Below are 24,722 nucleotides of genomic sequence, written 5' to 3' on the forward strand. Positions count from 1 at the left end.
GTCGTTTTCCTGGCACGGCGCCCTGACATCTCCGGGACGGGAGACGCATGAAGCACATCATTATCCTCGGCGCGGGGCAGGTGGGCCAGTCACTGGCCGAGGCCCTGAGCGCCGACGGCATCGACATCACCATCGTCGACTCCCGCGCTGAGCGCCTGGCCGAGCTGGAGGATCAGTTCGACATCAAGACGGTGAATGGCTTCGCCTCGCACCCGAGCGTGTTGGAGGCCGCGGGCGCGCAGGATGCTTCGATGGTCATTGCGGTGACCGACTCCGACGAGGTGAACATGATCGCCTGTCAGGTCGCCTCCACCCTGTTCAATGTCGAAACCAAGATCGCCCGTGTGCGCTCGCGGGACTACCACGAGACCCCGGAGCTGTTCGCCCAGGATGCGATGCCGGTGGATATGCTGATCTCGCCGGAGGCGATCGTCACCCGCCACATCCATCGCCTGATCGAGCACCCAGGCTCGCTGCAGGTGCTGGAGTTCGCCGAAGGACTGGTGTCGCTGGTCGGCGTGCGGGCCTACTACGGTGGCCCGCTGGTCGGACACGAGCTGAAGAACCTCAAAAGCGATATGCCCGGCATCCATACGCGGGTCGCGGCGATTTTTCGCAAGAACCGCTCCATCCAGCCGGATGGCGATACCGTAATCGAGGTCGACGACGAGGTCTTCTTTGTTGCCGCGAAGAAGAACATCCGCGCGGTGACCTCGGAGCTGCGCAAGATGGAGAAGCCGTACAAGCGCATCATGATCGCCGGAGGTGGCAATATCGGCGAGCGCCTGGCGGAGACGCTGAGCAAGCGCTACCGAGTCAAGGTGATCGAGCGCGATCCGGACCGCGCCGACCACCTGGCGCGTTCGCTGCCCGGCAATGTGCTGGTCCTGCATGGCGACAGCGCGGACGACCGCTTCCTCGAATCGATCGGCATCGAGAACAACGATGTCTTCTGCGCCGTAACCAACGACGATCAGGCGAACATCTTTGCCGGCATGCTGGCCAAGCGCTGGGGTGTGCGCAAGGTGATGTCGCTGATCAATCGCCCGAGCTACGTGGACCTGCTGCAAAGCGGCACGATCGATGTCGCGATCTCGCCGCAGCAGGCGACCATCAGCGCGCTTTTGGCGCGTGTGCGCGAGGGCGGAACGGCCACCGTGCATACCCTGCGCCGCGGGGCCGCCGAGGCGATCGAGACGGTGGTGAACGGCGATGCCCGCACCTCGCAGGTGGTGGGCCGGCGGATCGAGGAGATCGATTTCCCCGAGGGCACGAGTGTGGGTGCGGTGGTGCGTGGCGAGGACGTGATCATCCCGCACCACGATACGGTAATCGAGGCCGGCGACCACGTGATCCTGTTCCTGACCGACCGGCGCAAGGTCAAGCAGGTGCAGCGCCTGTTCCAGCCCTCCGCGCTGTTTTTCTAGGTCGTCCTGGCCGATGCTCCATTTCGCATCCACTGCCCGCCTGCTTGGGGTCCTGCTGACCCTGTTCAGCCTGACGATGCTGCCGCCGGCAGCCATCGGCTTTCTCTATGGCGAATCCACCGCCTGGGTGTTTCTGCAGGCGTTTGCGTTGTTGCTGCTGATCGGCGGGATCCTGTGGAGCTCGCTGTACAAGGCGCGCTGCGATCTGCAGGTGCGCGACGGTTTCATCCTGGTCGTACTGTTCTGGCTGGGGCTGGGCATTGCCGGGGCGGCACCGCTGGTGCTGGACCCGAACCTGCCGGTGTCGTTCACCGACGCGGTGTTCGAGTCGATGTCCGGGCTCACCACCACCGGCGCGACGGTGCTCACCGGGCTGGACGACCTGCCGCGCGCGATCCTGTGGTACCGCCAGCAGCTGCAGTGGCTGGGCGGCATGGGGATCATCGTGCTGGCGGTGGCGATCCTGCCGCTGCTGGGCGTGGGCGGTATGCAGCTGTTCAAGGCCGAAACCCCCGGCCCGATCCGCGACAACAAGCTGACCCCGCGCATCGCCGAGACCGCGCGCAACCTCTGGTATATCTACCTGGGTCTGACCGTGGCCTGTGCGCTGGCCTACTGGGCCGCCGGGATGGAGGCCTTCGACGCGGTCGGGCATGCGTTTTCGACCATCGCGATCGGGGGGTTCTCCACCTACGATGCCAGCATCGGGCACTTCGATTCGGTGGCAATCGAGACGGTCGCGATCGCGTTCATGATCCTCGGCGGGATGAATTTCGCGCTGCACTTTCTGGTGCTGCACCGCGCGACCTGGAAGCCGTATCAGCGTGACGAGGAACTACGCACCTATCTGATCCTGCTCGTCTCCGCCGCCGTGATCGTGGTCGGCTACATGCTGTGGAGCGGCTTTGCCACCGACACGAACGACGCGCTGCGGCGCGGGGTCTTCCACGTGGTGTCGGTGGCGACTACCTCGGGCTTTACCACCGATGCCTTCTATCTGTGGCCGGGCTTCCTGCCGGTGCTGCTGATCTTCCTGTCGTTCATCGGGGCCTGCACCGGATCCACTGGTGGCGGGATGAAGGTGGTGCGCGTACTGCTGCTGGTCAAGCAGGGACTGCGCGAGATCAAGCGCCTGATCCATCCCCATGCCCGGATCGCGGTGAAGGTGAACGGCAAGGAAGCGCCCGACCGCGTGGTCCAGGCGGTCTGGGGCTTCCTCGCCGCCTACGTGATGGTCTTCGTGGTAATGATGCTGCTGATCATGGCCTCCGGGCTGGATCAGGTCACCTCGTTTTCCGCGGTGGCCGCGACTCTGAACAACCTCGGCCCCGGGCTGGGCGAGGTTGGGGCCAACTACGCCTCGATCAACGACTTCAGCAAGTGGGTGCTGGTGCTGGCGATGCTGATGGGCCGGCTGGAAATCTTTACCGTGCTGGTGCTTCTGTCGCCCGCCTTCTGGCGGCGTTAGCCTGAAGATATCCAGAAGGAGGAGCCCTATGAGTGACATGATCGAACGCTTCCAGAACATGCTGGATGGCGGACAGGACTCCGCGATGCTGCGTTTTTCGCTGGGCAATGCCCTGGCGACCGACGGCCAGAAGGAGGCCGCGATCCCGCACCTGGAACGCGCGCTGGAGCTGGATGGTGGCTATTCCGCCGCCTGGAAGCTGCTGGCCAAGACCCTCGTCGACCTGGAGCGGCCACAGGCCGCGCTCTCTACCTGCGAGCGCGGCATTGCCATCGCTACCGAGAAGGGCGACCTGCAGGCGGTGAAAGAGATGGAGGTCTATGCGAAGCGCGCACGCAAGCAGCTCGACGCGGGCGGGGGCGCATGAGCGAACCGGCCGGGGAGACCCGCTCGGGCCATGAGGCAGGCGCCTATCGGGCCCCGCTGACCGCCCGTCATTTCGCCCCGCGCTACTGGGGCAGCTGGCTGTTGCTGGGCGTGGTCTGGGTGCTGCAGGAGATGCCGCGCCCGGCCGTGCATGCGTTGGCCCGGGGACTCGGGCGGCTGATCCGCAAGGGCGCCGGGCGCAGCCGCGCGGTGGTGGAGCGCAACCTCGAGCTGTGTTTCCCCGAGATGACCCCGGCCGAGCGCGAGAAGCGCATGGAGGCCTATTACCGCTACCAGGCGCAGACCGTGCTGGACTACGGCCTGCTTTGGTTCGGCAAGCCCGGCCAGCACGCCGCGCGCATCCGAGTCGAGGGGCTGGAACACTACGAGCGCCTGCAGGCGGCCGGCACGCCGGTGATTATCCTCGCCCCGCACTCCCTGGCGCTGGACTACGGCGGCGTGCGCATGAGCCAGATGTACGACGGCGTGTCGTTCGCCAAGCCGATGAAGAACCCGGTGCTGGAGTGGATCAACCATCGCAGCCGCACGCGCTATTCGGGCGACATCTTCGCCCGCGAGCAGGGCCTGCGCCCGGCCATTCGCCAGCTCCGCCGCGGCCGCTTTTTCTATTACCTGCCGGACGAGGATCTGGGGGCCGAGGGGGCGGTGTTCGTCGACTTCTTCGGGGTCCCCAAGGCGACGCTCACCGCGCTGGGCCGCCTGGCGCGCATGTCGAAGGCGGCCGTGCTGCCCAGCTTCGTCTGGTACGACTCGGTGGCGGACCAGTACGTGATGCGCCTGTGGCCGCCGCTCGAGGGCTTCCCCAGCGGCGATGACCATGCCGACACCCGGCAGATGAACCAGGCCATCGAGCGCGGGGTCACGCAGGCCCCGGCCCAGTACCTGTGGTCCATGCGTCTGTTCCGCACCCGCCCCGAGGGCGAGCCCCCGCTCTACCCCAGCCGCAAGCGCTGATCGTCCGGCCGCGATGCCCGAAGGCGATACCATCCACAAGCTGGCCCGGGCGCTGGGTCCGGTGCTGACCGGTGCTGCGCTGGAGTCTGTGTTGACCCGGTCGCGGTGTGGTGAGGCACTGGTGGAGCATGGGGCCATGGCTGCGCGTAACGTGAGTGCGCGCGGCAAGCACCTGCTGATCGAGCTCAATGACGCCTCGGGCCGCGCCTGGCAGCTGCGCACGCACCTGGGGATGTACGGGACGTGGCACCAGTATGCGCCCGGGGCCGCCTGGCACAAGCCGGAGCACCAGGCCTGGGCCGTGCTGCGACTGGCGGACCGGGTGCTGGTCTGTTTCCATCCGCGCGAACTCGCCTGGCAGCCACAGCCGGAGGGGCGCGGCGACCCGGAGCGACTGGATGCACGCGTGGGGCCGGATCTGCTGGACCCGGAGGTCGACCTGACCGCCGTCGTACGACGTGTGCGCACCCGCAGCGACCCCGCGCGACCCGTCCTGGACGTGCTGCTGGATCAGTCGCTGGCGTCCGGCATCGGGAACATCTACAAGTCGGAGGTGCTGTTCCTGCTCGGGCGATATCCACTCGACCCGGTCGGTGTGATTGCGGATGACGAGCTCCTGGCGCTCTACCGCGAAGCGGCGCGCCTGTTGCGGCGCAACCTCAAGCCCGGTCCACGCATCACGCGCGAACGGGCCGAGACGGACGAGTATCTACTCGTGTACGGGCGCGGCGGGCAGGCCTGCCGCACGTGCGGGACAGCGGTGGAGCGTGCGCTCGCGGGCGAGCACCTGCGTTCCACCTACTGGTGCCCGTCCTGTCAGCCAGGGAAACATTGATCAGTGGTTCCCTGGGGAACCCCGAGGCGGGTAGGGGCCACCAACGGGTACGGACCTAGGCGAGGGCAGGGATTATGGACAAGCGATACCCGGGGCGGTTACTGGCGGCCCCATTGCTGGGCGGGCTCCTGATGGCCTGCGGGGGAGCGGCCGGGATCGCGGCCGAGGAGTTCTATGCCGCTGACGGTGAGTTGCGCGGCGAGGTCCTGAGCTCGGAGCTTAATCATCCCTGGGCGATGGCCTTTCTGCCGGATGGCGGGATGCTGATCAGCGAACGGCCCGGGCAGCTTCGCTATATCCCCGACGCGGAGAACGTCGAGGGGCGCGGCGAGATGGTTTCCGGTCTTCCGGGCGATCTGATCGCTCAGAACCAGGGCGGGCTGCTCGATCTGGCTCTGCATCCGGATTACGAGGACAACGGCTGGCTGTACTTTACCTACTCCGCGCAGGTGGATGGTGGCCAGACGACCCGCCTGGCCCGCGGGCAGTTCGCCGATGGTGCGCTGCAGGATGTCGAGGTGCTGTTCTCGGTGGAGCCGGGGGTGCGCGGCGGGCGCCACTTCGGTTCGCGGATCGTGTTCGACGCGGACCACTACGTCTATATCAGCATCGGGGACCGGGGAGAGCGTGACCATTCGCAAGACACGTCCACCCACATCGGCAGTATTGTCCGCCTGCATGACGATGGCTCGGTGCCCGAAGACAACCCGCTGGTGGGTGAAGGCGAGGCCAAACCGGAACTGTGGGCCTGGGGAGTGCGCAACCCGCAGGGCATGGTGATCGACCCCGAGACCGGCACCTTCTGGCAGAACGAGCACGGTCCGCGCGGTGGCGACGAGGTGAATATCATCGAGCGCGGTCTGAATTACGGTTGGCCAGTGATCAGCCAGGGCCGCGAGTATTCCGGCGGGCCGGTAGGCGACGGTCTTACGGAAAAGGAAGGGATGGAGTCGCCTCTGCACTACTGGACTCCGGCGATCGCGCCGTCCGGTATGGCGATCCTGCGCGACCCCGCCTTTGCCGACTGGAATGGTGATCTGCTGGTCGGCGGGCTGCGGGGCCAGACCCTGCGCAAGCTGACCTTCGACGGTCGCGAGCTGGTCAACGAGGAAGATCTGCTGCCCGACCTCGGCCGCCGCATCCGTGATGTCCGCGTGCACGATGGGGCGATCTGGGTGCTGACCGACCACAACCCGGGCGAGCTGATCCGGCTGACCCCGGCCGACCCCGGCTGATGAATCCACGTTTCCGGAAGGAGCCCTTTTGATGTTTGCGTTTTCCGAGCCGCGCATGCCCGCGCCCGAGGAGGCCTTGCCCGGGCGCGAAGAGCCGCTGCCGGTCCCGCCACGGCACATGGTGCTGGGCACACCGCTGGTGCTGCCCTATCCGGAGGGCGCGCAGGTGCTGCATGTGGGTATGGGCTGCTTCTGGGGTGCGGAGCGGCTGTTCTGGCAGATCGACGGCGTGTATTCGACCAGTGTGGGTTATGGCGGCGGCTATACCCGCAACCCGACCTACCGCGAGGTCTGTTCCGGGCAGACCGGGCACACCGAGTTGGTGCGTGTCGTGTTCGACCCGGCCCGAGTGTCGATCGATACGCTGTTGCGGGTGTTCTGGGAGGGACACGACCCGACCCAGGGCATGCGCCAGGGCAATGATGTCGGCACGCAGTACCGCTCCGCGATCTATGTGGAATCGGCCGAACAGCAGGCGGCGGCCGAGGTCAGCCGCGAGCGCTACCAGGCGGCGCTGGATGCCGCAGGGCGTGGCGCCATCACCACGGAGATCCAGCCACTGGACGCCTGGTACTTTGCCGAGGACTACCACCAGCAGTACCTGGCCAAGGTGCCTAACGGCTACTGCGGTCTGGGTGGGGTGGGCGTGCCCTATCCCTCGGGCTGAGGGTTCTTCCGTCTGCTATCCGCGGCCGGAAGAGCCGAAGCCGCCGGCGCCACGGGCGCTCTCCTCGAAGTCCTCGACCACGCGAAAGCGCGGCTGGACGACCGGGACGATGACCAGCTGCGCCAGGCGTTCGCCGACCTCCAGGGTGTAGGCGTACGCGCCCCGGTTCCAGCAGGAGACCATCAGCGGCCCCTGGTAGTCGGCGTCGATCAGTCCGACCAGGTTCCCCAGCACCAGGCCGTGCTTGTGACCTAGCCCGGAGCGGGGCAGGATCATCCCGGCATAGCCCGGGTCCTCGATATGGATCGAGAGCCCGGTCGGGATCAGTTCGGCGGCGCCCGGCTCCAGCGTCAGCGGCGCCTCGATCATCGCGCGCAGGTCGACGCCGGCCGAGCCGTTGGTGGCCGGGGCGGGCAGCGGGAAGTCCGCGCCCATGCGCGGGTCCAGGATCTTCAGGTTAATCTCGGGGGCGGGCATTCGGGGTTCCTTGATCCGTTTCGCATTCGGCCAGGCGCTCGACGATCAGGTCGATCAGCGCCCGGGCCAGCTGGGTTTTCGGCTGGCTGGGAAGCCGGTGCTCGCCGCCCTCCCAGAGGCACAGCAGTTCGTTGTCGGGTGTGCCAAAGGCGCGGCCCTCGCCGACCCGGTTGGCGGCGATCAGGTCGAGTCCCTTGGCGCGGCGCTTGGCCTCGGCGTGTTCGCGCAGGTGCTCGGTCTCGGCCGCGAAGCCGACCAGGAACGGGCGTCGGGGGAGGGAGGCCGCCTGTGTTGCCGCCTCGGCCAGGATGTCCCGGGTGCGCTCCAGTGCCAGGTGCATCACCGGGTCGGATTTCTTGATCTTCTGTGCCTGCGGTTCGGCCGGGCGGTAGTCGGCTACGGCCGCGGCCGCGATCAGGATGTCGGTCTCGGGCAGTCGCTCCATCACCGCGGCGTGCATGGCGGCCGCCGTTTCCGTGGCGATGCCTGCGACGCCCGCGGGCACGGCCTCGGCCGTCGGCCCATGCACCAGGGTCACGTGTGCGCCCGCATCGCGCGCCGCCGCGGCCAGGGCAAAGCCCATGCGCCCGGAGCTGCGGTTGCCGATAAAGCGCACGGGGTCGATCGGCTCGAAGGTGGGGCCGGCGGTGATCAGTACGTGACGTCCGGCCAGCGGGGCGTGTACCGGCTGCAGCAGCTCCCGCGCAATCGCGGCGGGCTCGCGCATGCGGCCCTCGCCCTGCTCGCCACAGGCCTGATCGCCGCTGTCCGGCCCGATCAGGGTTACGCCGCGCTCGCTCAGGGTTGCAATATTGGCCTGCGTGGCCGGGTGGGCCCACATGCGATGGTTCATCGCCGGTGCCAGGGCGACCGGCGCGGTGGTGGCCAGCAGCAGCGTACTCAGCAGATCGTCCGCCAGGCCCTGGGCGTAGCGGGCGATCAGGCTGGCGCTGGCCGGGGCGACCACGATGCGGTCCGCCCATCGTGCCAGGGCGATGTGATCCATGCCGGATTCCGCTTCGGCATCCAGCAGCTCGGTACGCACCGGCGCGCCGGACAGGGCCTGGAAGGTCAGCGGGGTTACGAAGGCGCGGGCGCCGGCCGTCATCACTACGCGCACTTCGCAGCCGGCGCGCTTTAGCTCGCGCACCAGCTCGCAGGCCTTGTAGGCGGCGATGCCGCCACTGACGCCGATCAGGATCCTAGGTTGGCTTTGATGGTCCGTCATGCGGCGGATTCTACCCGTTCAGGTCTTTTCCTGGCGCGCGGAGACGCCGGCGGTCAGGGCGTAGCGCATCGCGTCTTCCAGCGACATATCGAGCGGTTCCACGCGGCTGCGCGGCAGCATCAGCGTGTAGCCGCCGATCTGGTAGCTCATCGGTGTGTATACGGCGATGGTTTCCGGGCCGCCCAGGTTGTCCGGTAGTCCCTCGAAATCCTCGCGGGTGACAAACCCGACCAGCTTGAAGTCGCTGCCCGGGAAGGTGACCAGCACGGCCTGTCCGAAGCGCTGGTGGATGTCGCCGGAAAGGAGATTCGTTACGTCGCGCACGGTCCCGTGGATGGTCTTGACCACCGGGATGCGCTGCATCAGCGATTCCATCCAGTCGAACAGGCCGCGTACCACATAGGCCTGCAGCAGTACGCCCAGTGCGAACACGAGCACCAGCCCGGCGAGGATGCCCAGGCCCGGGAAATACAGGGCATCGGGCAGGATCGCGCGCAACAGCCCGCCCAGGACAGTTTCCGCTGTGGTGCCCAGCCACCAGAGCAGGGCCAGGGTGATGACCAGCGGCAGGATGGCCGCCAGGCCGGTCAGGAAGGTCCGGGAAATCTTGCGCACTTGCAGTCTCCATCCTAGGGAAACACTGATCAATGTACACGTCGCGCTCGAGTCGCTTTTGCGTGCGAACAAGGCGCGGTGAGCGCAGTGTAGCCGAGCTACATAAGCGAGCCGCAACGCCGTACGCACGCAAAAGCGGCCGAGCCCCTGCTGTTCAATGGTTTGTGGGGTTGGCACCCCAGGTTCCCCGATCCTGCGTTGCGCCGCTTGCGGGTAGAACCACTACCCGCTGCACGACGCTCCTTGTCTCGGAAAACCTGGGGTACCAACGCGAGCGTGTACATTGATCAGTGTTTCCCTGGGGGAGGCCCCGATGCTACCAGTTTCGGGCGCGCAGGCGCCGCTCCGCACTTTGTGGGGGTTGGCGGGTCTATTCTTCACAATCGAGAATATCCGGGGGTTATTGCGATGCAGGGATGGAAGCCATGGGGGATGTTACTGGCGGTTGTAGCGATGGGATCGGTCTTCGTGACATCGTCGCCGGCCGGCGAGCCGGCGGCGCCTGAAGATTACGAAATGCAGCCCGAGGTCGTGGCCCCGGGGGTCTATGCAGTGATGACTCCGGCGCGCGATTTCCCCAGCCGAGAGAATCTCGGCTGGAATGCGAACATGGCGTTCGTGGTGACCGGCGACGGCGTGCTCGTGTTCGATACGGGGTCGTCCGAGACCATGGGCGTTGCCCTGCGCGAAGCAATCCGCGAGGTGACCGATCAGCCCGTGCGCTGGATCGTGAACAGCCACAGTCATGGCGACCACTGGCTGGGCAATCATGCCTTCGCAGAGGACAAGCCGGAGATCATGGCCGGCCCCGAGGCCATCGAGCGCATGAAGGCCGAAGCCGAGACCTGGGTCGATAATTTTCGCGAGATGACCGAGGGGGCGACCGGTGACACCACGCCACTGCTGCCGAACACGCCCGTGGATGAGCGCATCACGCGCGATCTCGGCGGAAAGGAGGTGGTCATCCTGCCCTCCGGCGGCGCCCACTCCCCGGGTGACCTGATCGTCTGGTTGCCGCAGACGAAAGTCCTGCTGGCTGGGGATGTGGTGTACAGCGATCGCGCGCCCTCGGTCTGGGATGGCGACGTCGTGCAGTGGATCGAGCTGCTGGACGAACTGATCGCGCTGGAGCCCGATGTGGTCGTGCCCGGCCATGGCCGGCTCGAGGGGGCGGAGACCCTGCCGCGCCTGCAGAACTACCTGGTCACCCTCTGGGGCGCGATCGAGGAGGGTGTGGAGCAGGGGCTGGCCGACTTCGAGACCGTGCCGCTCGTGCGCGAGCGCATGGCGGACATCATTGATGACTACCCGGGCTTCGAGGACAAGATCGACCGCTCGGTCGCCACGACCTACCCTGATGTGGAGGCTGCCGTGTTCTGAAGCGCGCGGCCGGCGTCAGAACTGCCAGGTGGCGTGCAGCGAGCCGAACTCCGCTGCGCGCTTGGCCTGGCCACTGAACTCGCGCGAACGCCAGACATGGGTGTATCCCAGGCGCACCCCACCCACGTGGAACACGAATCCGGCCGTAAACTCCCCCACCGCCGGGTGCTTGTCCACCGAGGGCCCGTCGCGAAACAGCGGGCCGTCCAGAAACAGGTCGTAGGCCATCAGCCGGGTATCCACCCCCGCGAACAGGTAGCCGCCCGCGGAGCCGACCGTCTCGAAGGTATGCGAACCTGATAGCGCCGGGTTGATCCGGGGCGGGCCGTAGTCGCGCGGCAGGTTCCGTCCGGCGCGCACGATCGCGCCAGCGTTGGCGAACGTGAACGGGCTGCCCACGGTCGCGCCCCAGTGTGGGGTCAGGTCCCAGCCCCAGCCGCCCTCGGCGCGATGCGAGCGCCCGCGCAGCTGGCGCTCGTAACCCACCATCAGGGTCGCCTCGTTGCCGATCTGGTCGTCCCACCCCTGCGGTTGCGGTGCGCTGGACCAGCTGTGGACTTCCTTTTGTGTGCGGTCGGCCAGCGAGGCGGGCCCGACGGTGCCCACGGTGACCTGCAGGCGGTCCAGACGGTCGCCATGATCCTCGGCCAGGCTGAAGTTCAGGTATAGCCAGCCGGCGTAGGGGCGGTCGTCCGGGTCTGCGGGCGACCGCTCGATGTCCTCTGGGGTGTACATGTTCTGGCCCAGGTGGATAGCCGATTTCAGGCGGCCGCGTTCCTCGCGATCGACGAAGTACGGCAGTGCGTCCGCGACCCGCTGCAGCCAGGGGGGTACGCGCTCTTCGCTGCGCGTCCAGCCGATGCGGAAGCCATTGGTGTAGTAGCGGTCCTCACCAGCGAACAGGTCGTTCTCGAACTCGAAGTGCAGTGCGTCGACGCCGCGTTCAGCGGCGGCCGGTGCCGCCGCGAGACCCAGCGCGGCAACCAGCCCACAGGCCATAACGCGCACCGTGCCGGCCGGGCGGGTTGTCGGGAGCTTCCGGTATGATCGACGCATGGACCTCTCCAACCAGATCATCTTCCTGGCGGCCATTGTGCTGCTGGGCAGCATCCTTTCGAGCGTGATCACCTCGCGCCTGGGCGTGCCCCTGCTGCTGGTGTTCCTGGTGATCGGCATGCTGCTCGGGCCGGAGGGCCCGGGCGGTCTCGAGGTGGAGAATATCACCCTGGCCTATCTGGTCGGCTCGGCCGCGCTCGCGATTATCCTTTTCGACGGCGGGATGCGCACTCCGGCCCGCAATTTCCGTATCGGGCTGAAACCAGCCCTGGGGCTGGCCACGCTCGGGGTGCTCGTCACCTCCGGGCTGACCGGGGTCTTTGCGGTCTGGTGGCTGGGCCTGTCCTGGCTGGAGGGCCTGTTGCTGGGGGCCATCGTGGGTTCCACCGACGCGGCTGCGGTGTTCTCGCTGTTGCGCTCGCGCGGGCTCGAGCTGAAAAGCCGTGTTGGTGCCACGCTCGAGATCGAGTCCGGCTCCAACGATCCGATGGCGATCTTCCTGACCATCGTGCTGATCGAGTTGCTGTTGATGCCCGATCAGCAGTTCGGCGCTGTCGTTGCCATCGAGTTCGTCCAGCAGATGGGGCTGGGGGCCCTGTTCGGTGTGGCCGGAGGTTTCGCCCTGCTGGCGCTGATCAATCGGGTGCCGATGGCGGGCGGGCTGTATCCGCTGTTCGCGATGGCCGGGGCGCTGGCCATCTTCGGCCTGACCGGTCTGGTGGGCGGCTCGGGCTTTCTGGCCGTGTACCTGGCGGGGCTGCTGATCGGCAACCGTCCGCTGGAGGCCTCGCAGAACATCAAGCGCTTCCATGACGGGATCGCCTCGCTCGCACAGATCGGGATGTTCCTGATGCTCGGCATGCTGGTGACCCCCTCGGGCCTGCCGCCGGTGGCCCTGGACGCCGGGCTGGTCGCCGCGGTCCTGATCCTGATCGCCCGTCCCCTGGCCGTATGGCTGTGCCTGTTCCCGTTCCGCTTCCCCTGGCGCGAACAGGTTTTCATTGCCTGGGTCGGTCTACGCGGCGCGGTACCGATCATCCTGGCGCTGTTCCCGCTGCTCGCCGGGTTGGAGTTGGCCGGCTATTTCTTCCACGTCGTGTTCTTCGTGGTGCTGATCTCGCTGCTGGTGCAGGGCTGGACCGTCGCGCCCTCGGCGCGCTGGCTGGGGCTGGAGCTGCCGCCGACCACCGCACGGGTACAGCGCACCGAGCTGGATATCCCCGGGCAGCAGGAGATGGAGCTGGTTGGTTATCGCCTGGCCGAAACCACACCGGTCGTGCGCGAGGCGTGGTCGAATTTCCGTCTGCCGGGCAGCGCGCGGGTCGTGGCCCACCTGCGCAAGGGCAAACTGCTGGACACCCTGGAGCTGCTGGATCTGCATGCTGGCGACCACCTCTACATTATGGTCGCCCCGGCCGATCTGCATGACCTCGACCGCCTGTTCGTCCCGCAGGACGAGGTGCCGGAGCGCCTGACCGAGCGCAGCGTGTTCGGGGAATTCGCCCTCAATGGCGACGCCCAGCTCGGCGCGGTCGGCATGGCCTACGGCGCCCCGGTTCCGCCCGAGCGCCAGGGTGACACCCTGGAGGCCTACCTGCGCCGCGAACTCCAGGCCGAGCCGGTCGTCGGCGACGCCGTCAACCTCGGCCCGATGCGCCTGGTCATCCGCGAGATGGACGGCGCCCGTATCACCAAGGTCGGCCTGAAACTCCGACACTGAGGCCTCTGGCGCTGGATGCTGGATAAGGGTTGCGCCTTGGTGAATCAGCATAGAGAGCATTTGCCGATTCAATTGAAGTGGAGCCTTTGCTATAAGAAAACAAAGGAGAGTGTGACGAACTTCATACTTTCCAGACGGGCCGGAAGCTTGGGGCGAGCGAGCCGCATGCTGCAACTTGGCGTACGCAGTATGCCCGTCACCTTCCGGGTGCCGGAAACGGTACAGCGCACGGCGCGCAGGCCAAAAAGACAAGGGGGGAGCGGGCCGGGCGCCCCTATTCGTGAGCGGATTGCGCCTCCTTCGGCCACCTACTTGCCGAGCATGGCCTTCAGGCCAGCCAGGTGGGCCTGGGCGGTGAGTTTCTGCGTCTCGGGGTCCGGTGGTCTGGCGTCCGGCCATTCGAGGTGTTCTTCGGGTAGCTCGTCGAGAAAACGCGAGGGTTCGCAGTCGATGGTCTCGCCGTAGCGGCTCCGGTTCTGGGCGTAGGTGATCAGCAGGGTCTGCTGGGCGCGGGTCAGCCCGACATAGGCGAGACGCCGCTCTTCCTCGATGGAGTCGTCCTCCACGCTGACCCGGTGCGGCAGCAGCTCTTCCTCGAAACCCACCAGGCAGACATGCGGGAACTCCAGGCCCTTGGCGGTGTGCAGGGTCAGCAGTTGCACCGATTCGTCGCCGTCCTGGGCTTCGCGGTTGCGGTCGAGTATGTCCATCAGGCTGATGCGGTTGACGATGTCGGCCAGATCCATCGTTTGGTCGTCGTCCGCCTCGTCGTCGCCGTACTCGGCCGTGGTGTTGCCACCACCCATGCGCCCGACCCAGTCGATGAACTCGCGCACGTTCTCCATGCGCCGGGTCGCGGCACGCGGGTTGGGACTGTTCTCCAGTAGCCACGATTCGTAGTCGATGTCCTCAATCAGGGCGCGCAGCAGTGCGTCCGGGGCCTCGTCTTCGCCGCGGCGCTGGAAGCCGTCGACCCAGTCGGTAAAGCGCTCCAGACGTGCCTGCGCACGGGCGTCCATGTACTCGGACAGGCCGGCCCCCCGTGCGGCCTGCAATAGCGAAGTCCCGCGCTGGTTGGCGTAGTGGCCCAGCTTCTCCAGTGTGGCCGGACCGATCTCGCGGCGCGGCACATTGACCACGCGCAGGAAGGCGGTGTTGTCGTCGGGGTTGGCGAGCAGGCGCAGGTAGGCGACCAGGTCCTTGATCTCGGCCTTCTCGAAGAACGACTGGCCGCCACTCAGGCGGTAGGGGATGCCCTGCTCGCGCAGGAGCTTCTCGAACAGCCTGGACTGGTGGTTACTGCGGTAGAGGATCGCGAACTCGCCCCAGCCCGCATTCAGGCGAAAGCGCCGGCGCATCAGTTCGGAGACCACGCGCGCGGCCTCGGTGTCGGCGTCGGAGCAGCCGATCACCTCGATCTTCTCGCCCTCGCCGAGTGCACTCCACAGGCGTTTCTCGAACACGTGGGGGTTGTTGGCGATCAGTGCGTTCGCGGTGTGCAGGATGCGGTTGGTGGAGCGGTAGTTCTGCTCCAGCTTGATCACCTCCAGGCGCGGGAAGTCCTGCTGCAGACGTGCGAGGTTCTCCGGGCGGGCGCCGCGCCATGCATAGATCGACTGATCGTCGTCGCCAACCACCGTCAGGCCGTCGCTGACGCCGACCAGCAGGCGCACCAGTTGGTACTGCGCGGAGTTGGTGTCCTGGTACTCGTCCACCAGCAGGTGTCGGATGCGGTCCTGCCAGCGGTTGCGCAGTTCCGGGTCCTCGCGCAGGCAGTCCACCGGGCGCTTGATCAGGTCGTCGAAGTCCACCGCGTTGTAGGCGCGCAGGGCGTCCTCGTAGCGCGGGTAGAGGTTGGCCGCGGCGAGCGCCTCCGGCGCGTCGCTCATCTGACTGGCCTCGTGCAGCGCCGCTTCCGGCGTCATCAGGTCGTTCTTCCAACGGCTGATGTGGCCAATCAGGGCGTCGACCTCGGAGCTGGTATCGTCACGGTAGGTGATCTCGCGCAGCAGTGAGCGGCAGTCGCCCGGGTCGAGGATGGAGAAGCCGGGACGCAGCCCGGCCGCGGCCAGTTCGCGGCGCAGGAAATTCAGCCCGAAGGTGTGGAAGGTCGAAACATTCAGCCCGCGTGCCTGTTCGTTCGAGAGCCGTCCCTGGACACGTTCACGCATCTCGCGCGCAGCCTTGTTGGTAAAGGTGATTGCGACAATCCGGCGCGCCTCGACTCCGCGCTGTTCGATCAGGTGCGCGATCTTCTCGGTGATCACGCGGGTCTTGCCCGAGCCCGCTCCGGCCAGCACCAGCAGGGGGCGGTCCGTGGTGGTCACGGCCGCCTGTTGTTGCGGATTTAGGGAAATACTGATCAATGGACACCCTCGCGCTCGAGTCGCTTTTGCGTGGGAACAAGGCGCGGTGACTGCCGTGCAGTCATTCTGCACAAGGGAGCCGCAACGCAGTTCCCGCGCCCGTTTTTGATAACAACGGGCGGCCGAGCCCCTTCGTTCATTAAGCTGTGGGGTTGGTACCCCCTGTTCCCCGATCCGGCGTTGCGCCCCGAATCCATCAAGAACGGGCGGGTAGAACCACTACCCGCCGCACGACGCGCCTTGTCTCGGAAAACCTGGGGTACCAACGCGAGTGTGTACATTGATCAGTGTTTCCCTGGCTCGAACACCGGGTTGCGACTTCCTTCACGAAAAGAGGGCGGCGCGTAAACTACCCCAGTGCGTGCGCCTCATAAAGTGTGACCCTCCCGGGAACGTCCTTTGAGGGTCGGTATCACGGACCGAATCACGAAAGAGAGAGGAGGCCGTATGCATTTTTCTTTCCGTATCTCCGCCGCCTTGCTGATTCTTCTGGTGGCGGTGGGCTCGCTTGGCGTCGCCGGTTGCGCCACTATGGAGGGGTTTGGCGAAGACGTGCAGGATGCCGGTGAATCCATTGAGCGACAGGCCGAGGATAACTCCAACTGACTCATCCCTGCGTCAGACGGGCCTGTCCCGTCTGACGCAGTTCGACTTCCATCAACACCTCCTGGAGGTTCCGGGCCCCGCGGTGATCCTGTTCACTCGTCGGGGCTGCGGTGCCTGCAAGGTGATGAGCCGGGTGCTGGAGCAGTGGCAGGCCGAGTCCGAAGCGCCCGCCCTGTTTGTCGTCGATGCGGAGACCGATACCGCGCTGGTGCGCGAGTTCGAGGTCTTCCACCTTCCGGCCCTGTTCGTCTTCAACGCCGGTGCTTACCACGGGCGCCTTGAGGCCCCGCCGCGTCTGCCGTTGCTCCGCAAGGCCCTCACGGCTTGTCTGCAGCGCCCGCCCGAGGAGGCCCCGTGACCGAAGCCATGACCGTCGATCACAACTGGTGGCCGCCGGCCCACGTGCTCGAAAGTCCGAACCAGGACGCGCGCCCTGCGGGGATGCAGCCCGAACTAATCGTCGTGCATGCCATCAGTCTGCCGCCGGGCACGTTCGGCGGGCCGCACGTGGCCGAACTGTTCCAGAACCGGCTGGACCCCGATGCCCACCCGTACTTTGCGCAGATCGCCGATTTGCGCGTGTCCGCGCATGTGCTGATCGATCGCGGGGGGGCGGCGACCCAGTTCGTGCCATTCTCCCGGCGTGCCTGGCATGCCGGCGCCTCGCAATGGCGTGGCCGCGCGCGCTGCAACGATTTTTCCATTGGCATCGAACTCGAGGGCACCGACGACGACCCGTTCACGCCGGTACAGTACGCCGAGCTGGCTCGTCTGATCGGCTGGCTGCGCGAACGCTTTCCCGCCATTACCCCGGATGCGCTGGCGGGTCACTGCGACATCGCCCCCGGGCGCAAGACCGACCCGGGCCCGCATTTCGACTGGGCGTACCTGGAGACCTGCCTGCGCGAGGACACGGCATGATTGTGGATCTGTTGCGACACGGCGAGCCAGAAGGCGGGCAACGCTACCGTGGACATGGCTGCGACGACCCGCTCAGCGCGCAGGGATGGACGCAGATGGAGCACGCGGTGCGCGACGATGATGGCTGGCAGGCGGTGGTCAGCTCGCCAATGCGTCGTTGCTGCGAATTCGCCGAGCGCCTGGCGGACGAACGTGACCTGTCCCTGCATCTGGAGCCGGATCTGCGCGAGGTCGGCTTTGGCGAGTGGGAGGGGCGCACGCGGGTCGAGCTGCAGCGCGAACGGTCGGAGGAGTACCGCGCGTTTTATGCCGATCCCGTGCACGCGCGCCCAGCCGGGGCGGAGCCACTGGGGGCCTTTCGCCGGCGGGTGGAGATGGCCTTCGAGGCCACGGTCGACGGCCAGTCGGCGGAACGCGTGCTGGTGATCGTGCACGCCGGGGTCATACGCGCGCTGGTCGGCTGGGTGATGGGCGTGCCGGACGAGCGGTTGTTCCAGCTGGAATGCGAGTATGCGAGCCGGACCCGGCTGCACCGACATCCGACGCGCGGCTGGCGCGTGATCCATACCAACCGCCTGCCGTGATGCGAACCAGACGGTTCCGGTTTGCGCGTGCGCGCCGGAACGGGAAGACGTCTCTGCGAAAAACTATCCGGCGCGGCTCTTGCGCTTGGGTACGGCCTTCACCGACAGGTAGTAGCCCTGGTCGAGGATCTCGAACAGGCGGTCGATGTTCGGGTGCTTGCCCGGGTTGGCACGGGCATCGTCGGCATGGCTGCCGTACATCAGCAAACCGGAGTTGGCGGCCTTCGGGCCGATGCCACCGTAGTCCAGCGCCAGCTGGTAGTAGATCTGCAGCGACAGGGTCTGGCCGTCCACGTTCTCGATGGTCGCGCTCGGGTTGTAGTCCTCGCCAAACAGTTCCAAGCGTTCGAGATTGCTGACGTCGGGCAGGTTCTTGGGCATGTCGGACTCCTCGAAAAGATGGCGGCATTATCGGGGCATGCCGGAGTCGGGACAACCGCCGGCCGCTTCCTGGTCCGAGCCGCTCGGGGCGGCATGCTAAGATAGCTCCTTTTTTTGAAGGGGTAGCAGCATGCAGCAAAGCGCGTTCATGGAGGCCGCCCAGGCCGCCGCCGATGCCGCGGACAAGGTCATCCGTCATTACTACGCCGCCGGCGTCGACGTCGAGACCAAGCCCGACGACACGCCCGTGACGCGCGCCGACGTGGAAAGCGAACAGGCGATCCGCCAGGTGATCCGCGAGCGCTTCCCGGATCACGGCTTCTACGGCGAGGAAACCGGGCAGTCGGACATGGACTCCGACTATGTCTGGCTGATCGACCCGATCGACGGCACCAAGAGCTTCGTACGCCGCTATCCGTTCTTCTCCACCCAGATCGCACTGATGTACAAGGGCGAGTTGATCCTCGGGCTGTCCAACGGCATGCAGTTCGGCGAGCGTGCCTGGGCGGAAAAGGGCCAGGGCGCCTTCCTCAACGGCGAAAAGATCGCCGTCGCCCCGACCACCGAGCTGGGCCGCGCCTCGCTGTCCACGGGGAACCTGAAGACCCTCGCGCAGCATGCCGAAGGCTGGAAGGCGCTGGGCGGGATTATGGCCGAGGTCAATCGCACGCGCGGCTATGGCGACTTCTACCACTACCACCTGCTGGCGCGCGGCAGTATCGATCTGATCATCGAGTCGGACGTGAACATCCTCGACATCGCGGCGCTTGCCGTAATCGTGCGCGAGGCGGGCGGGACTTTCACCAATCTGTCCGGCGGCGAGCTGGACCTGCAGACCACCAACGTGCTGGCGGCCGCGACACCGGAACTGCACCGCACGGCGCTGCAGCGCCTCGGCTGGAAGGGATAGGTCGGTCGATGATTGCGCACACGCCCGTCAGGCGGCGGGCGTGTCCCGGGTCTGGCTGGGTGGGTTAGCGCTGGGCGCCGTTCCCGTTCCCGTGGCCGTTCTCGCAGATCAGGCCATGGGCGCGCAGCTTCTTGCGCAGTGTGGCGCGGTTAAGTCCCAAAAGCGCTGCCGCCCGGCTCTGGTTGCCGTTGCAGCGTTCCAGCACGCAGGCCAGTAGCGGGCGTCCGACCTCGTTCATTACCAGGGCGTAGAGGTCGTGGCTGCTCTGCCCGTCCAGCGTCTCGAAGTACTGGTCCAGCGCATTGCGCACCGACTCGGCGAGTACACAGCCCGATGCGAGGTTGTCCGATGATGCCGGTTCCCCGCTTTGTTCTTGTTCGAAAGTGGGTACGTCCATCCTCATGCAGCCTCGCTTGCGGTTCCTGTCAGGATGGCGCGCAGGCGCCGAAGCTGTTCATTAGCGGTTGTGGCGGCAAGAAGGGACGCCCGTGCCGCCCGAGTTGGGTCCTCCCCCAGGCCCATATGTTGAAGATACCAGCCCAGATGCTTGCGCGCGATACGTACGCCCTGCGTTTCTCCGTATTGCGCATGCAGTTCGAGCAAGTGCTCCTCGATCAGCGCAAGACGCGCATCCCAGGCCGGGTCGGCCGGCACCGGCTCGCCGGCAAGGGCGGCGCGGATCTGGCCCGGTAGCCAGGGGCGCCCCTGTGCCCCGCGACCGATCATCAACCCGGTCGCGCCGGTCACCGCGAGCGCCCGGCGCGCACTGTCGATGTTGACGACGTCACCGTTGGCCAAAACCGGGATGGACACCGCGCGGACCACGCCCGCGATGGTCTCGTAATCGGCCGTACCACGATAGGCGTCGGCGCGGGTGCGCCCGTGTACGTTCAGCATCGCGACCCCGCAATCCTGAGCGATGCTCGCGATGGTCTCGGCGTTGATCCGCTCGCGATCCAGTCCCAGGCGCATCTTGAGGGTGACCGGCACCTCAACGCTCTCCACCAGTGCGGTCAGCAGTTCGCGTACCCGCTCCGGTTCGCCCAGCAGGGCCGATCCCGCGGCCCTGCTGCAGACTTTCTTGGCCGGGCAGCCGAGGTTCAGGTCGATCACGTCCGCTCCGCGGCGCACGTTCTCGCGCGCGGCCTCGGCCAGCGGTTCGGGTTCGTTGCCGAGCAGCTGCACGATGCGTGGGCGGGGCTCCTGTCGGTGGTCCAGACGGTGCCGGCTCTTTTCGCTGTCCCACAGGCGCGTGTCCGAGGTGACCATCTCCGAGACGGCCGCGCTGGCACCCAGGCGCCGCGCGATCAGGCGCAGAGGGCGGTCACTGACTCCCGCCATGGGGGCCAGGAATACCGGCGGGTCGGGGAAATGGTAGGGGCCGAGCTGCATAGGGGGCTGGGTCGACGGCGTAAAACAGGCGATTCTAGCAGCTGCTGTGGAAGCCGAACTCAGTGCAATGTGATCTGGGCCCCTGTGATGTGGGGGCCGGTATCGGGTAATTCGATCTCGATCGCATAGCGTTGATCCGCGCTCATCGGGGATTGCAGGTTGGCATGGCCATCTTCGGGGTGGAGGCGCCAGCCACCGCGACGGGTGCCCAGGCGGTCCGAAATCTGGACGTCCATTACCGGCCATGCCTGTTCCAGTGGGCTCGTCAACTCGAAGCGAATGGACAGGTCGCCCGCGTTGGCGAGACCCAAGTCGGGGGACGAGACGCGGATGAGCCGAGGCTCCCGTGGTGCTTGCCACCGCGGGCAGAGACCCTCGACACGAGGCGTGGTGCAAAGGCTCTCCCGAGTCTGATCCAGTACGCTCCAGGTGCCCGGGGCCACGGGTGGCACCAGCAGGAATTGCAGCGTGAAGGCCGTGAGCAACAGGAGTGCGAGGCTGGCCATGGCGGCCCCGCGCCCTGAGCGGTGTGCGGGCGGTTCCGTCGAGCGTGACGGTCGGGTGTCGATATCGAGTTCCAGCGTTTGCTGTCTGGGGCTGCGCTCGATGTCCAGGGGGGCCGCGTGGTGTACCGAAGAGATGCCGGGGCCGGTCGTCCGTTCGCCGGCGCCACCGATTTCGAGTGCGGGAAACAGTGCAAAGTCCGTACCACAGGCATCGCAGTGAGCCTGGTCCAGTCGCAGTTCCTCGCCACGGGTCAGGGTGTGGGCGACACCGCAATGGGGACAGCGGGCGAGCATCGCGGGAGGGCTCCGGTCAGCCGTGCCAGGGAAACATTGACCAATTCACACACTCGCGGACCGGGCGCGTGCGCATACGCTAGCGCCGGCGCCCGCTGAGCAGGGCCCAGCCCTCGCGGGTGTCCTCGATCCCGATGTCGAAGGCGTCCGTGTAGGCCGCCATGACCTCGTCGGCCTGGCGCTCCAGCAGGCCGGCCAGCAGCAGGCGCGCGCCCGGGCGGGCCGCGCGCGCGAGTTCCGGGGCGAGGTCGATCAGGGGCTTGGCCAGGATGTTGGCGATCACTAGGTCAAAGCCCGCATCCGGTACCGGGTGATCGGTCAGTCCGACCTCGATCTGGTTCTCGGGGATGTCGTTCGCCGCCGCATTGCTGTAGGCGGCTTGGACGGCCTGGCGGTCGATGTCGGTGCCTACCGCATGCCGTGCCCCCAGCTTCAGCGCGGCGATCGCAAGGATGCCGGAGCCGCAGCCGTAGTCGAGCACCTCCTGATCGCGCGGCGGGTTTGCTGCCAGCGATTTCAGGCACATCGCGGTTGTCGGGTGGTTGCCGGTGCCAAAGGCCAGGCCCGGGTCGAGATGGACGAATACGCCATCCTCGACGTCGGGCGGGTTTTCCCAGGAGGGCACGATCCACAGCGGGCCCCCGCAGTGGATGGCGCCCAGGCCGTCGAGCCCCGCGCGCACCCAGTCCTGGTCCTCGATCGCGACCACCGCGACCGACTCCGGTGCCGGCTGATATCGCTCCAGCGAGGCGGCGGCCAGTTCGGCATGGGTGGCGTCGGCGAACACGGCCTTCAGGCACACACTGGACCACAGCGGATGGGTACCAATCGGGGGCTCGAACAGCGGCTCGTCGGCGCCGTCGTGCAGCTCCACGCTGACCGCGCCGAGCTCGAACAGGGCATCCTCCAGGGGCTCGGCCTGTTCCGGGGCGATCTGGCACTGCAGTTCGGCGAGGCTCATCAGGTCAGCGACTTCAGCTTCTTCTCCAGGTAGTGGATATCGGTCCCACCGTTCTGGAAGTTAGCGTCGTTCATCAGTTCGCTGTGCAGCGCGATGTTGGTCTCGATGCCATCGATCACGATCTCGCCGAGCGCGCCCCGCATGCGTGCGATTGCAATGCTGCGGTTATGACCGTGGGCGATCAGCTTGCCGATCATCGAGTCGTAGTAGGGCGGCACCGCATAGCCGTTGTAGATGTGGGTATCCATGCGGATGCCAAGCCCGCCCGGGGCGTGATACTGCTGGATAGTGCCCGGGCTGGGAATGAATGTAGCCGGGTTCTCGGCGTTGATTCGGCACTCGATCGCGTGCCCGCGGATCTCGACCTGATCCTGGTTCAGGGAAAGCGGCTCGCCCGCCGCGATGAGAATCTGCTCGCGCACCAGGTCGATGCCGGTGACCTGCTCGGTCACCGTATGCTCGACCTGCAGCCGGGTGTTCATCTCGATGAAGTAGAACTCCCCGTTCTCGTAGAGGAACTCGAAGGTCCCGGCACCGCGGTAGCCGATCTCCTGACAGGCCCGCACCAGCCGCTCGCTCATGGCCTGACGCTGCTCGTCGGTGATGCCGGGCGCGGGGGCCTCCTCGATCACCTTCTGGTGGCGGCGCTGCATCGAACAGTCGCGCTCGCCCAGGCAGACGGCGTTGCCATGGCTGTCGGAGAGGATCTGGAATTCCACGTGGCGCGGGTGCTCGAGATACTTCTCCATGTACAGGGTGTCGTTGCCGAACCCCTGCTGGGCCTCGTTGCGGGTCAGCGAGATCGAATGCAGCAGCGCACCCTCGGTGTGCACCACGCGCATGCCGCGGCCACCGCCGCCCGCGGCGGCCTTGATGATGACCGGGTAACCGATCTCGTGGGCCAGCGCCATGTTGGTGTCGGCGTCATCGGTCAGCGCGCCGCCGGAACCCGGCACGCAGGGTACGCCGGCATCCAGCATCGCCTGCTTGGCCGAAACCTTGTCGCCCATCAGGCGAATCGTATCGGCGCGCGGGCCGATAAAGGCAAAGCCCGAGGACTCCACGCGCTCGGCGAAGTCCGCGTTCTCCGACAGGAAGCCGTAGCCGGGGTGGATCGCACCGGCATCGGTGACCTCGGCCGCGGCGATCAGCGCGGGGATGTTCAGGTAGCTCTCACCGGAGGCGGCCGGACCGATGCAGACCGACTCGTCGGCCAGGCGCACGTGCTTCAGGTCGCGGTCGGCGCTGGAGTGCACCGCAACCGTCGCAATGCCCATCTCGCGGCAGGTGCGCAGAACCCGCAGGGCGATCTCGCCGCGGTTGGCGATCAGAATCTTTTCAAACATGCTCGGACCTGTAGGCAGCGAAGTCGGAAGGGGTCAGCCGATGATGAATAGGGGCTGGCCGTATTCCACCGGGTTGCCGTTTTCGACCAGGATGTCGCGGATGGTGCCGGCCTGGTCCGCCTCGATGGGGTTGAGCATCTTCATCGCCTCGATGATGCACAGTGTCTCGCCGACCTCTACCGTCTGGCCGACCTCGACAAAGGGCTTCGCGCCGGGGCTCGGGGCGCGGTAGAAGGTGCCGACCATCGGCGCGGTGACCGGGTGGCCATCCACTTCCGGCGCCGCCGGTGCCGCGGCCTCGCCCGCCGGGGCGGCCGCTGGGGCGGCTGGTGCCGGGGCGGGCATCGCTGCCGGGGCGGCGGCCACGGCGGAGCCACTCGGCGAGCGGGTGATGCGCACCGACTCCTCGCCTTCGTGGATCTCGATTTCGTGTATGCCGCTCTCGTCGAGCAGATCGATCAGTTTCTTGACCTTGCGAATATCCATGGGGTGTCTATGACTCCTTGAGGGCCGCGATTGCCGCGTCCAGCGCCATCCGGTAGCCGATCACGCCGAACCCGCTCAGGGTGCCGGCGGCGACATCGGCCAGGCGCGAGGTGTGGCGAAACGCCTCGCGCGCGTGGATGTTGCTGATGTGAATCTCGTAAAACGGGATGTCGACGCCCAGCAGGGCATCGCGCAGGCTTACGCTGGTGTGCGTCAGGCCGCCCGGGTTGATCAGGATGCGGCGTACGCCCTCGCTGCGTGCCGCATGGATGCGGTCGATCAGCTCGCCTTCATGGTTGCTCTGAAAGCAGGCCAGGGTCTCCCCGGCGGCCTGGGCGTGCGCGGTCAGGTCGGCCTCGATATCCGCCAGCGTATGGTGCCCGTACCGCTCCGGCTCCCGCTGTCCCAGCAGGTTCAGGTTGGGGCCGTTGAGCAGCAGGATAGAAGGCATGATGGGCGGAATCGGCAGCGATCCTGTCGTGAATGGACGCGATTACACCAAAAATGGAAGGTGCATCGA

The 24,722-nt window shown here is 66.7% G+C and carries 27 protein-coding genes; 14 read left to right on the forward strand and 13 right to left on the reverse strand.

Annotated features, from left to right (window positions below; genetic code table 11):
* Positions 1-47: 47 nt before the first annotated feature.
* The 7 genes from trkA (at position 48) to msrA (ending at position 6,973) form a co-directional block, all read left to right on the forward strand.
* Positions 48-1,427: a Trk system potassium transporter TrkA gene (gene trkA / locus C935_RS0110945; RefSeq protein ID WP_018862539.1), complete on the forward strand. Its 1,380-nt coding sequence runs from the start codon at positions 48-50 to the stop codon at positions 1,425-1,427.
* 13 nt (positions 1,428-1,440) lie between these two features.
* The gene (locus C935_RS0110950; RefSeq protein WP_018862540.1) at positions 1,441-2,895 is read left to right on the forward strand and encodes a TrkH family potassium uptake protein; all 1,455 of its coding nucleotides are present in this window, start codon (positions 1,441-1,443) and stop codon (positions 2,893-2,895) included.
* Positions 2,896-2,923: 28 nt separating this feature from the next.
* Positions 2,924-3,262 carry a tetratricopeptide repeat protein gene (locus C935_RS0110955; RefSeq protein ID WP_018862541.1) on the forward strand — a complete coding sequence of 113 codons (339 nt, stop codon included), beginning with the start codon at positions 2,924-2,926 and terminating at the stop codon, positions 3,260-3,262.
* Positions 3,259-4,236, forward strand: a complete 978-nt coding sequence (locus C935_RS0110960) for a lysophospholipid acyltransferase family protein (RefSeq protein ID WP_018862542.1) — start codon at positions 3,259-3,261, stop codon at positions 4,234-4,236. The genes C935_RS0110955 and C935_RS0110960 overlap by 4 nt, the downstream gene beginning before the upstream one ends.
* Before the next feature lie 13 nt (positions 4,237-4,249).
* Positions 4,250-5,071 carry a DNA-formamidopyrimidine glycosylase family protein gene (locus C935_RS0110965; RefSeq protein ID WP_018862543.1) on the forward strand — a complete coding sequence of 274 codons (822 nt, stop codon included), beginning with the start codon at positions 4,250-4,252 and terminating at the stop codon, positions 5,069-5,071.
* 74 nt (positions 5,072-5,145) lie between these two features.
* Positions 5,146-6,306, forward strand: coding sequence for a PQQ-dependent sugar dehydrogenase (locus C935_RS0110970; protein ID WP_018868635.1), 1,161 nt, complete (start codon positions 5,146-5,148; stop codon positions 6,304-6,306).
* Positions 6,307-6,337: 31 nt separating this feature from the next.
* Positions 6,338-6,973 (forward strand): peptide-methionine (S)-S-oxide reductase MsrA, encoded by a 636-nt coding sequence (msrA, locus tag C935_RS0110975; protein WP_018862545.1) that lies wholly within the window; start codon positions 6,338-6,340, stop codon positions 6,971-6,973.
* A gap of 15 nt (positions 6,974-6,988) precedes the next feature.
* On the opposite strand, the gene dut is transcribed toward msrA, so the two are convergent.
* The 3 genes from dut to C935_RS0110990 are packed head-to-tail and all read right to left on the reverse strand — an operon-like array spanning position 6,989 to position 9,293.
* Positions 6,989-7,450, reverse strand: a complete 462-nt coding sequence (gene dut, locus C935_RS0110980) for a dUTP diphosphatase (RefSeq protein ID WP_018862546.1) — start codon at positions 7,448-7,450, stop codon at positions 6,989-6,991.
* Positions 7,431-8,678, reverse strand: a complete 1,248-nt coding sequence (gene coaBC, locus C935_RS0110985; protein WP_018862547.1) for a bifunctional phosphopantothenoylcysteine decarboxylase/phosphopantothenate--cysteine ligase CoaBC — start codon at positions 8,676-8,678, stop codon at positions 7,431-7,433. The genes dut and coaBC overlap by 20 nt, the downstream gene beginning before the upstream one ends.
* An 18-nt stretch (positions 8,679-8,696) precedes the next feature.
* Positions 8,697-9,293, reverse strand: coding sequence for a DUF502 domain-containing protein (locus C935_RS0110990; RefSeq protein WP_018862548.1), 597 nt, complete (start codon positions 9,291-9,293; stop codon positions 8,697-8,699).
* A gap of 432 nt (positions 9,294-9,725) precedes the next feature.
* On the opposite strand from C935_RS0110990, the gene C935_RS0110995 reads away from it, so the two are divergent.
* Positions 9,726-10,673 (forward strand): MBL fold metallo-hydrolase, encoded by a 948-nt coding sequence (locus C935_RS0110995; protein WP_026278773.1) that lies wholly within the window; start codon positions 9,726-9,728, stop codon positions 10,671-10,673.
* A gap of 15 nt (positions 10,674-10,688) precedes the next feature.
* Here the strand turns inward: C935_RS0110995 and C935_RS0111000 are convergent, their stop codons facing one another.
* Complete coding sequence (locus tag C935_RS0111000) at positions 10,689-11,729, reverse strand: lipid A deacylase LpxR family protein (RefSeq protein ID WP_038040612.1); 1,041 nt, start codon at positions 11,727-11,729, stop codon at positions 10,689-10,691.
* On the opposite strand from C935_RS0111000, the gene C935_RS0111005 reads away from it, so the two are divergent.
* Positions 11,728-13,449, forward strand: a complete 1,722-nt coding sequence (locus C935_RS0111005) for a potassium/proton antiporter (protein WP_018862551.1) — start codon at positions 11,728-11,730, stop codon at positions 13,447-13,449. The genes C935_RS0111000 and C935_RS0111005 overlap by 2 nt on opposite strands.
* Before the next feature lie 308 nt (positions 13,450-13,757).
* On the opposite strand, the gene C935_RS0111010 is transcribed toward C935_RS0111005, so the two are convergent.
* Positions 13,758-15,812 carry a UvrD-helicase domain-containing protein gene (locus tag C935_RS0111010; RefSeq protein ID WP_196800538.1) on the reverse strand — a complete coding sequence of 685 codons (2,055 nt, stop codon included), beginning with the start codon at positions 15,810-15,812 and terminating at the stop codon, positions 13,758-13,760.
* A gap of 450 nt (positions 15,813-16,262) precedes the next feature.
* Between C935_RS0111010 and C935_RS0111015 the strand changes: the two genes are divergently transcribed.
* Genes C935_RS0111015 through C935_RS0111030 form a run of 4 tightly spaced genes read left to right on the forward strand, consistent with a single transcriptional unit; the run spans position 16,263 to position 17,926 of the window.
* Positions 16,263-16,421 carry an entericidin A/B family lipoprotein gene (locus C935_RS0111015; protein WP_018862553.1) on the forward strand — a complete coding sequence of 53 codons (159 nt, stop codon included), beginning with the start codon at positions 16,263-16,265 and terminating at the stop codon, positions 16,419-16,421.
* A 31-nt stretch (positions 16,422-16,452) separates the two neighbouring features.
* A complete protein-coding gene (locus tag C935_RS0111020) occupies positions 16,453-16,779 on the forward strand; it encodes a co-chaperone YbbN (RefSeq protein ID WP_081616606.1) in 327 nt (108 codons plus the stop codon).
* Entirely contained in the window at positions 16,776-17,342 is a 567-nt protein-coding gene (gene ampD / locus C935_RS0111025) for a 1,6-anhydro-N-acetylmuramyl-L-alanine amidase AmpD (RefSeq protein ID WP_018862555.1), read from the forward strand. Before C935_RS0111020 ends, ampD begins: the two co-directional genes overlap by 4 nt.
* The gene (locus C935_RS0111030; protein ID WP_018862556.1) at positions 17,339-17,926 is read left to right on the forward strand and encodes a histidine phosphatase family protein; all 588 of its coding nucleotides are present in this window, start codon (positions 17,339-17,341) and stop codon (positions 17,924-17,926) included. The genes ampD and C935_RS0111030 overlap by 4 nt, the downstream gene beginning before the upstream one ends.
* A 63-nt stretch (positions 17,927-17,989) precedes the next feature.
* On the opposite strand, the gene C935_RS0111035 is transcribed toward C935_RS0111030, so the two are convergent.
* Positions 17,990-18,307: a DUF2322 family protein gene (locus C935_RS0111035; protein ID WP_018862557.1), complete on the reverse strand. Its 318-nt coding sequence runs from the start codon at positions 18,305-18,307 to the stop codon at positions 17,990-17,992.
* Between the two features lie 130 nt (positions 18,308-18,437).
* Here C935_RS0111035 and C935_RS0111040 point away from each other — a divergent pair, with 130 nt between their 5' ends.
* A complete protein-coding gene (locus C935_RS0111040) occupies positions 18,438-19,217 on the forward strand; it encodes an inositol monophosphatase family protein (protein ID WP_018862558.1) in 780 nt (259 codons plus the stop codon).
* Between the two features lie 64 nt (positions 19,218-19,281).
* Here C935_RS0111040 and C935_RS0111045 read toward each other — a convergent pair whose 3' ends face one another.
* From C935_RS0111045 to aroQ, 7 genes are all read right to left on the reverse strand, one after another.
* Entirely contained in the window at positions 19,282-19,614 is a 333-nt protein-coding gene (locus C935_RS0111045) for a helix-turn-helix domain-containing protein (RefSeq protein ID WP_018862559.1), read from the reverse strand.
* Positions 19,615-19,616: 2 nt separating this feature from the next.
* Entirely contained in the window at positions 19,617-20,609 is a 993-nt protein-coding gene (gene dusB, locus C935_RS0111050; RefSeq protein WP_018862560.1) for a tRNA dihydrouridine synthase DusB, read from the reverse strand.
* Between the two features lie 59 nt (positions 20,610-20,668).
* On the reverse strand, positions 20,669-21,409 hold the full coding sequence (locus tag C935_RS0111055) for a hypothetical protein (RefSeq protein ID WP_018862561.1): 741 nt from the start codon (positions 21,407-21,409) through the stop codon (positions 20,669-20,671).
* Between the two features lie 79 nt (positions 21,410-21,488).
* Entirely contained in the window at positions 21,489-22,370 is an 882-nt protein-coding gene (gene prmA / locus C935_RS0111060) for a 50S ribosomal protein L11 methyltransferase (protein WP_018862562.1), read from the reverse strand.
* Complete coding sequence (gene accC / locus C935_RS0111065) at positions 22,370-23,716, reverse strand: acetyl-CoA carboxylase biotin carboxylase subunit (protein WP_018862563.1); 1,347 nt, start codon at positions 23,714-23,716, stop codon at positions 22,370-22,372. Before accC ends, prmA begins: the two co-directional genes overlap by 1 nt.
* 33 nt (positions 23,717-23,749) lie before the next feature.
* Positions 23,750-24,202: an acetyl-CoA carboxylase biotin carboxyl carrier protein gene (gene accB / locus C935_RS0111070; protein ID WP_018862564.1), complete on the reverse strand. Its 453-nt coding sequence runs from the start codon at positions 24,200-24,202 to the stop codon at positions 23,750-23,752.
* 7 nt (positions 24,203-24,209) lie between these two features.
* Positions 24,210-24,653, reverse strand: coding sequence for a type II 3-dehydroquinate dehydratase (gene aroQ / locus C935_RS0111075; protein ID WP_012983603.1), 444 nt, complete (start codon positions 24,651-24,653; stop codon positions 24,210-24,212).
* Positions 24,654-24,722: the final 69 nt, after the last annotated feature.

This window comes from Thioalkalivibrio sp. ALJ3 (assembly GCF_000377205.1).
Taxonomy (GTDB): domain Bacteria; phylum Pseudomonadota; class Gammaproteobacteria; order Ectothiorhodospirales; family Ectothiorhodospiraceae; genus Thioalkalivibrio.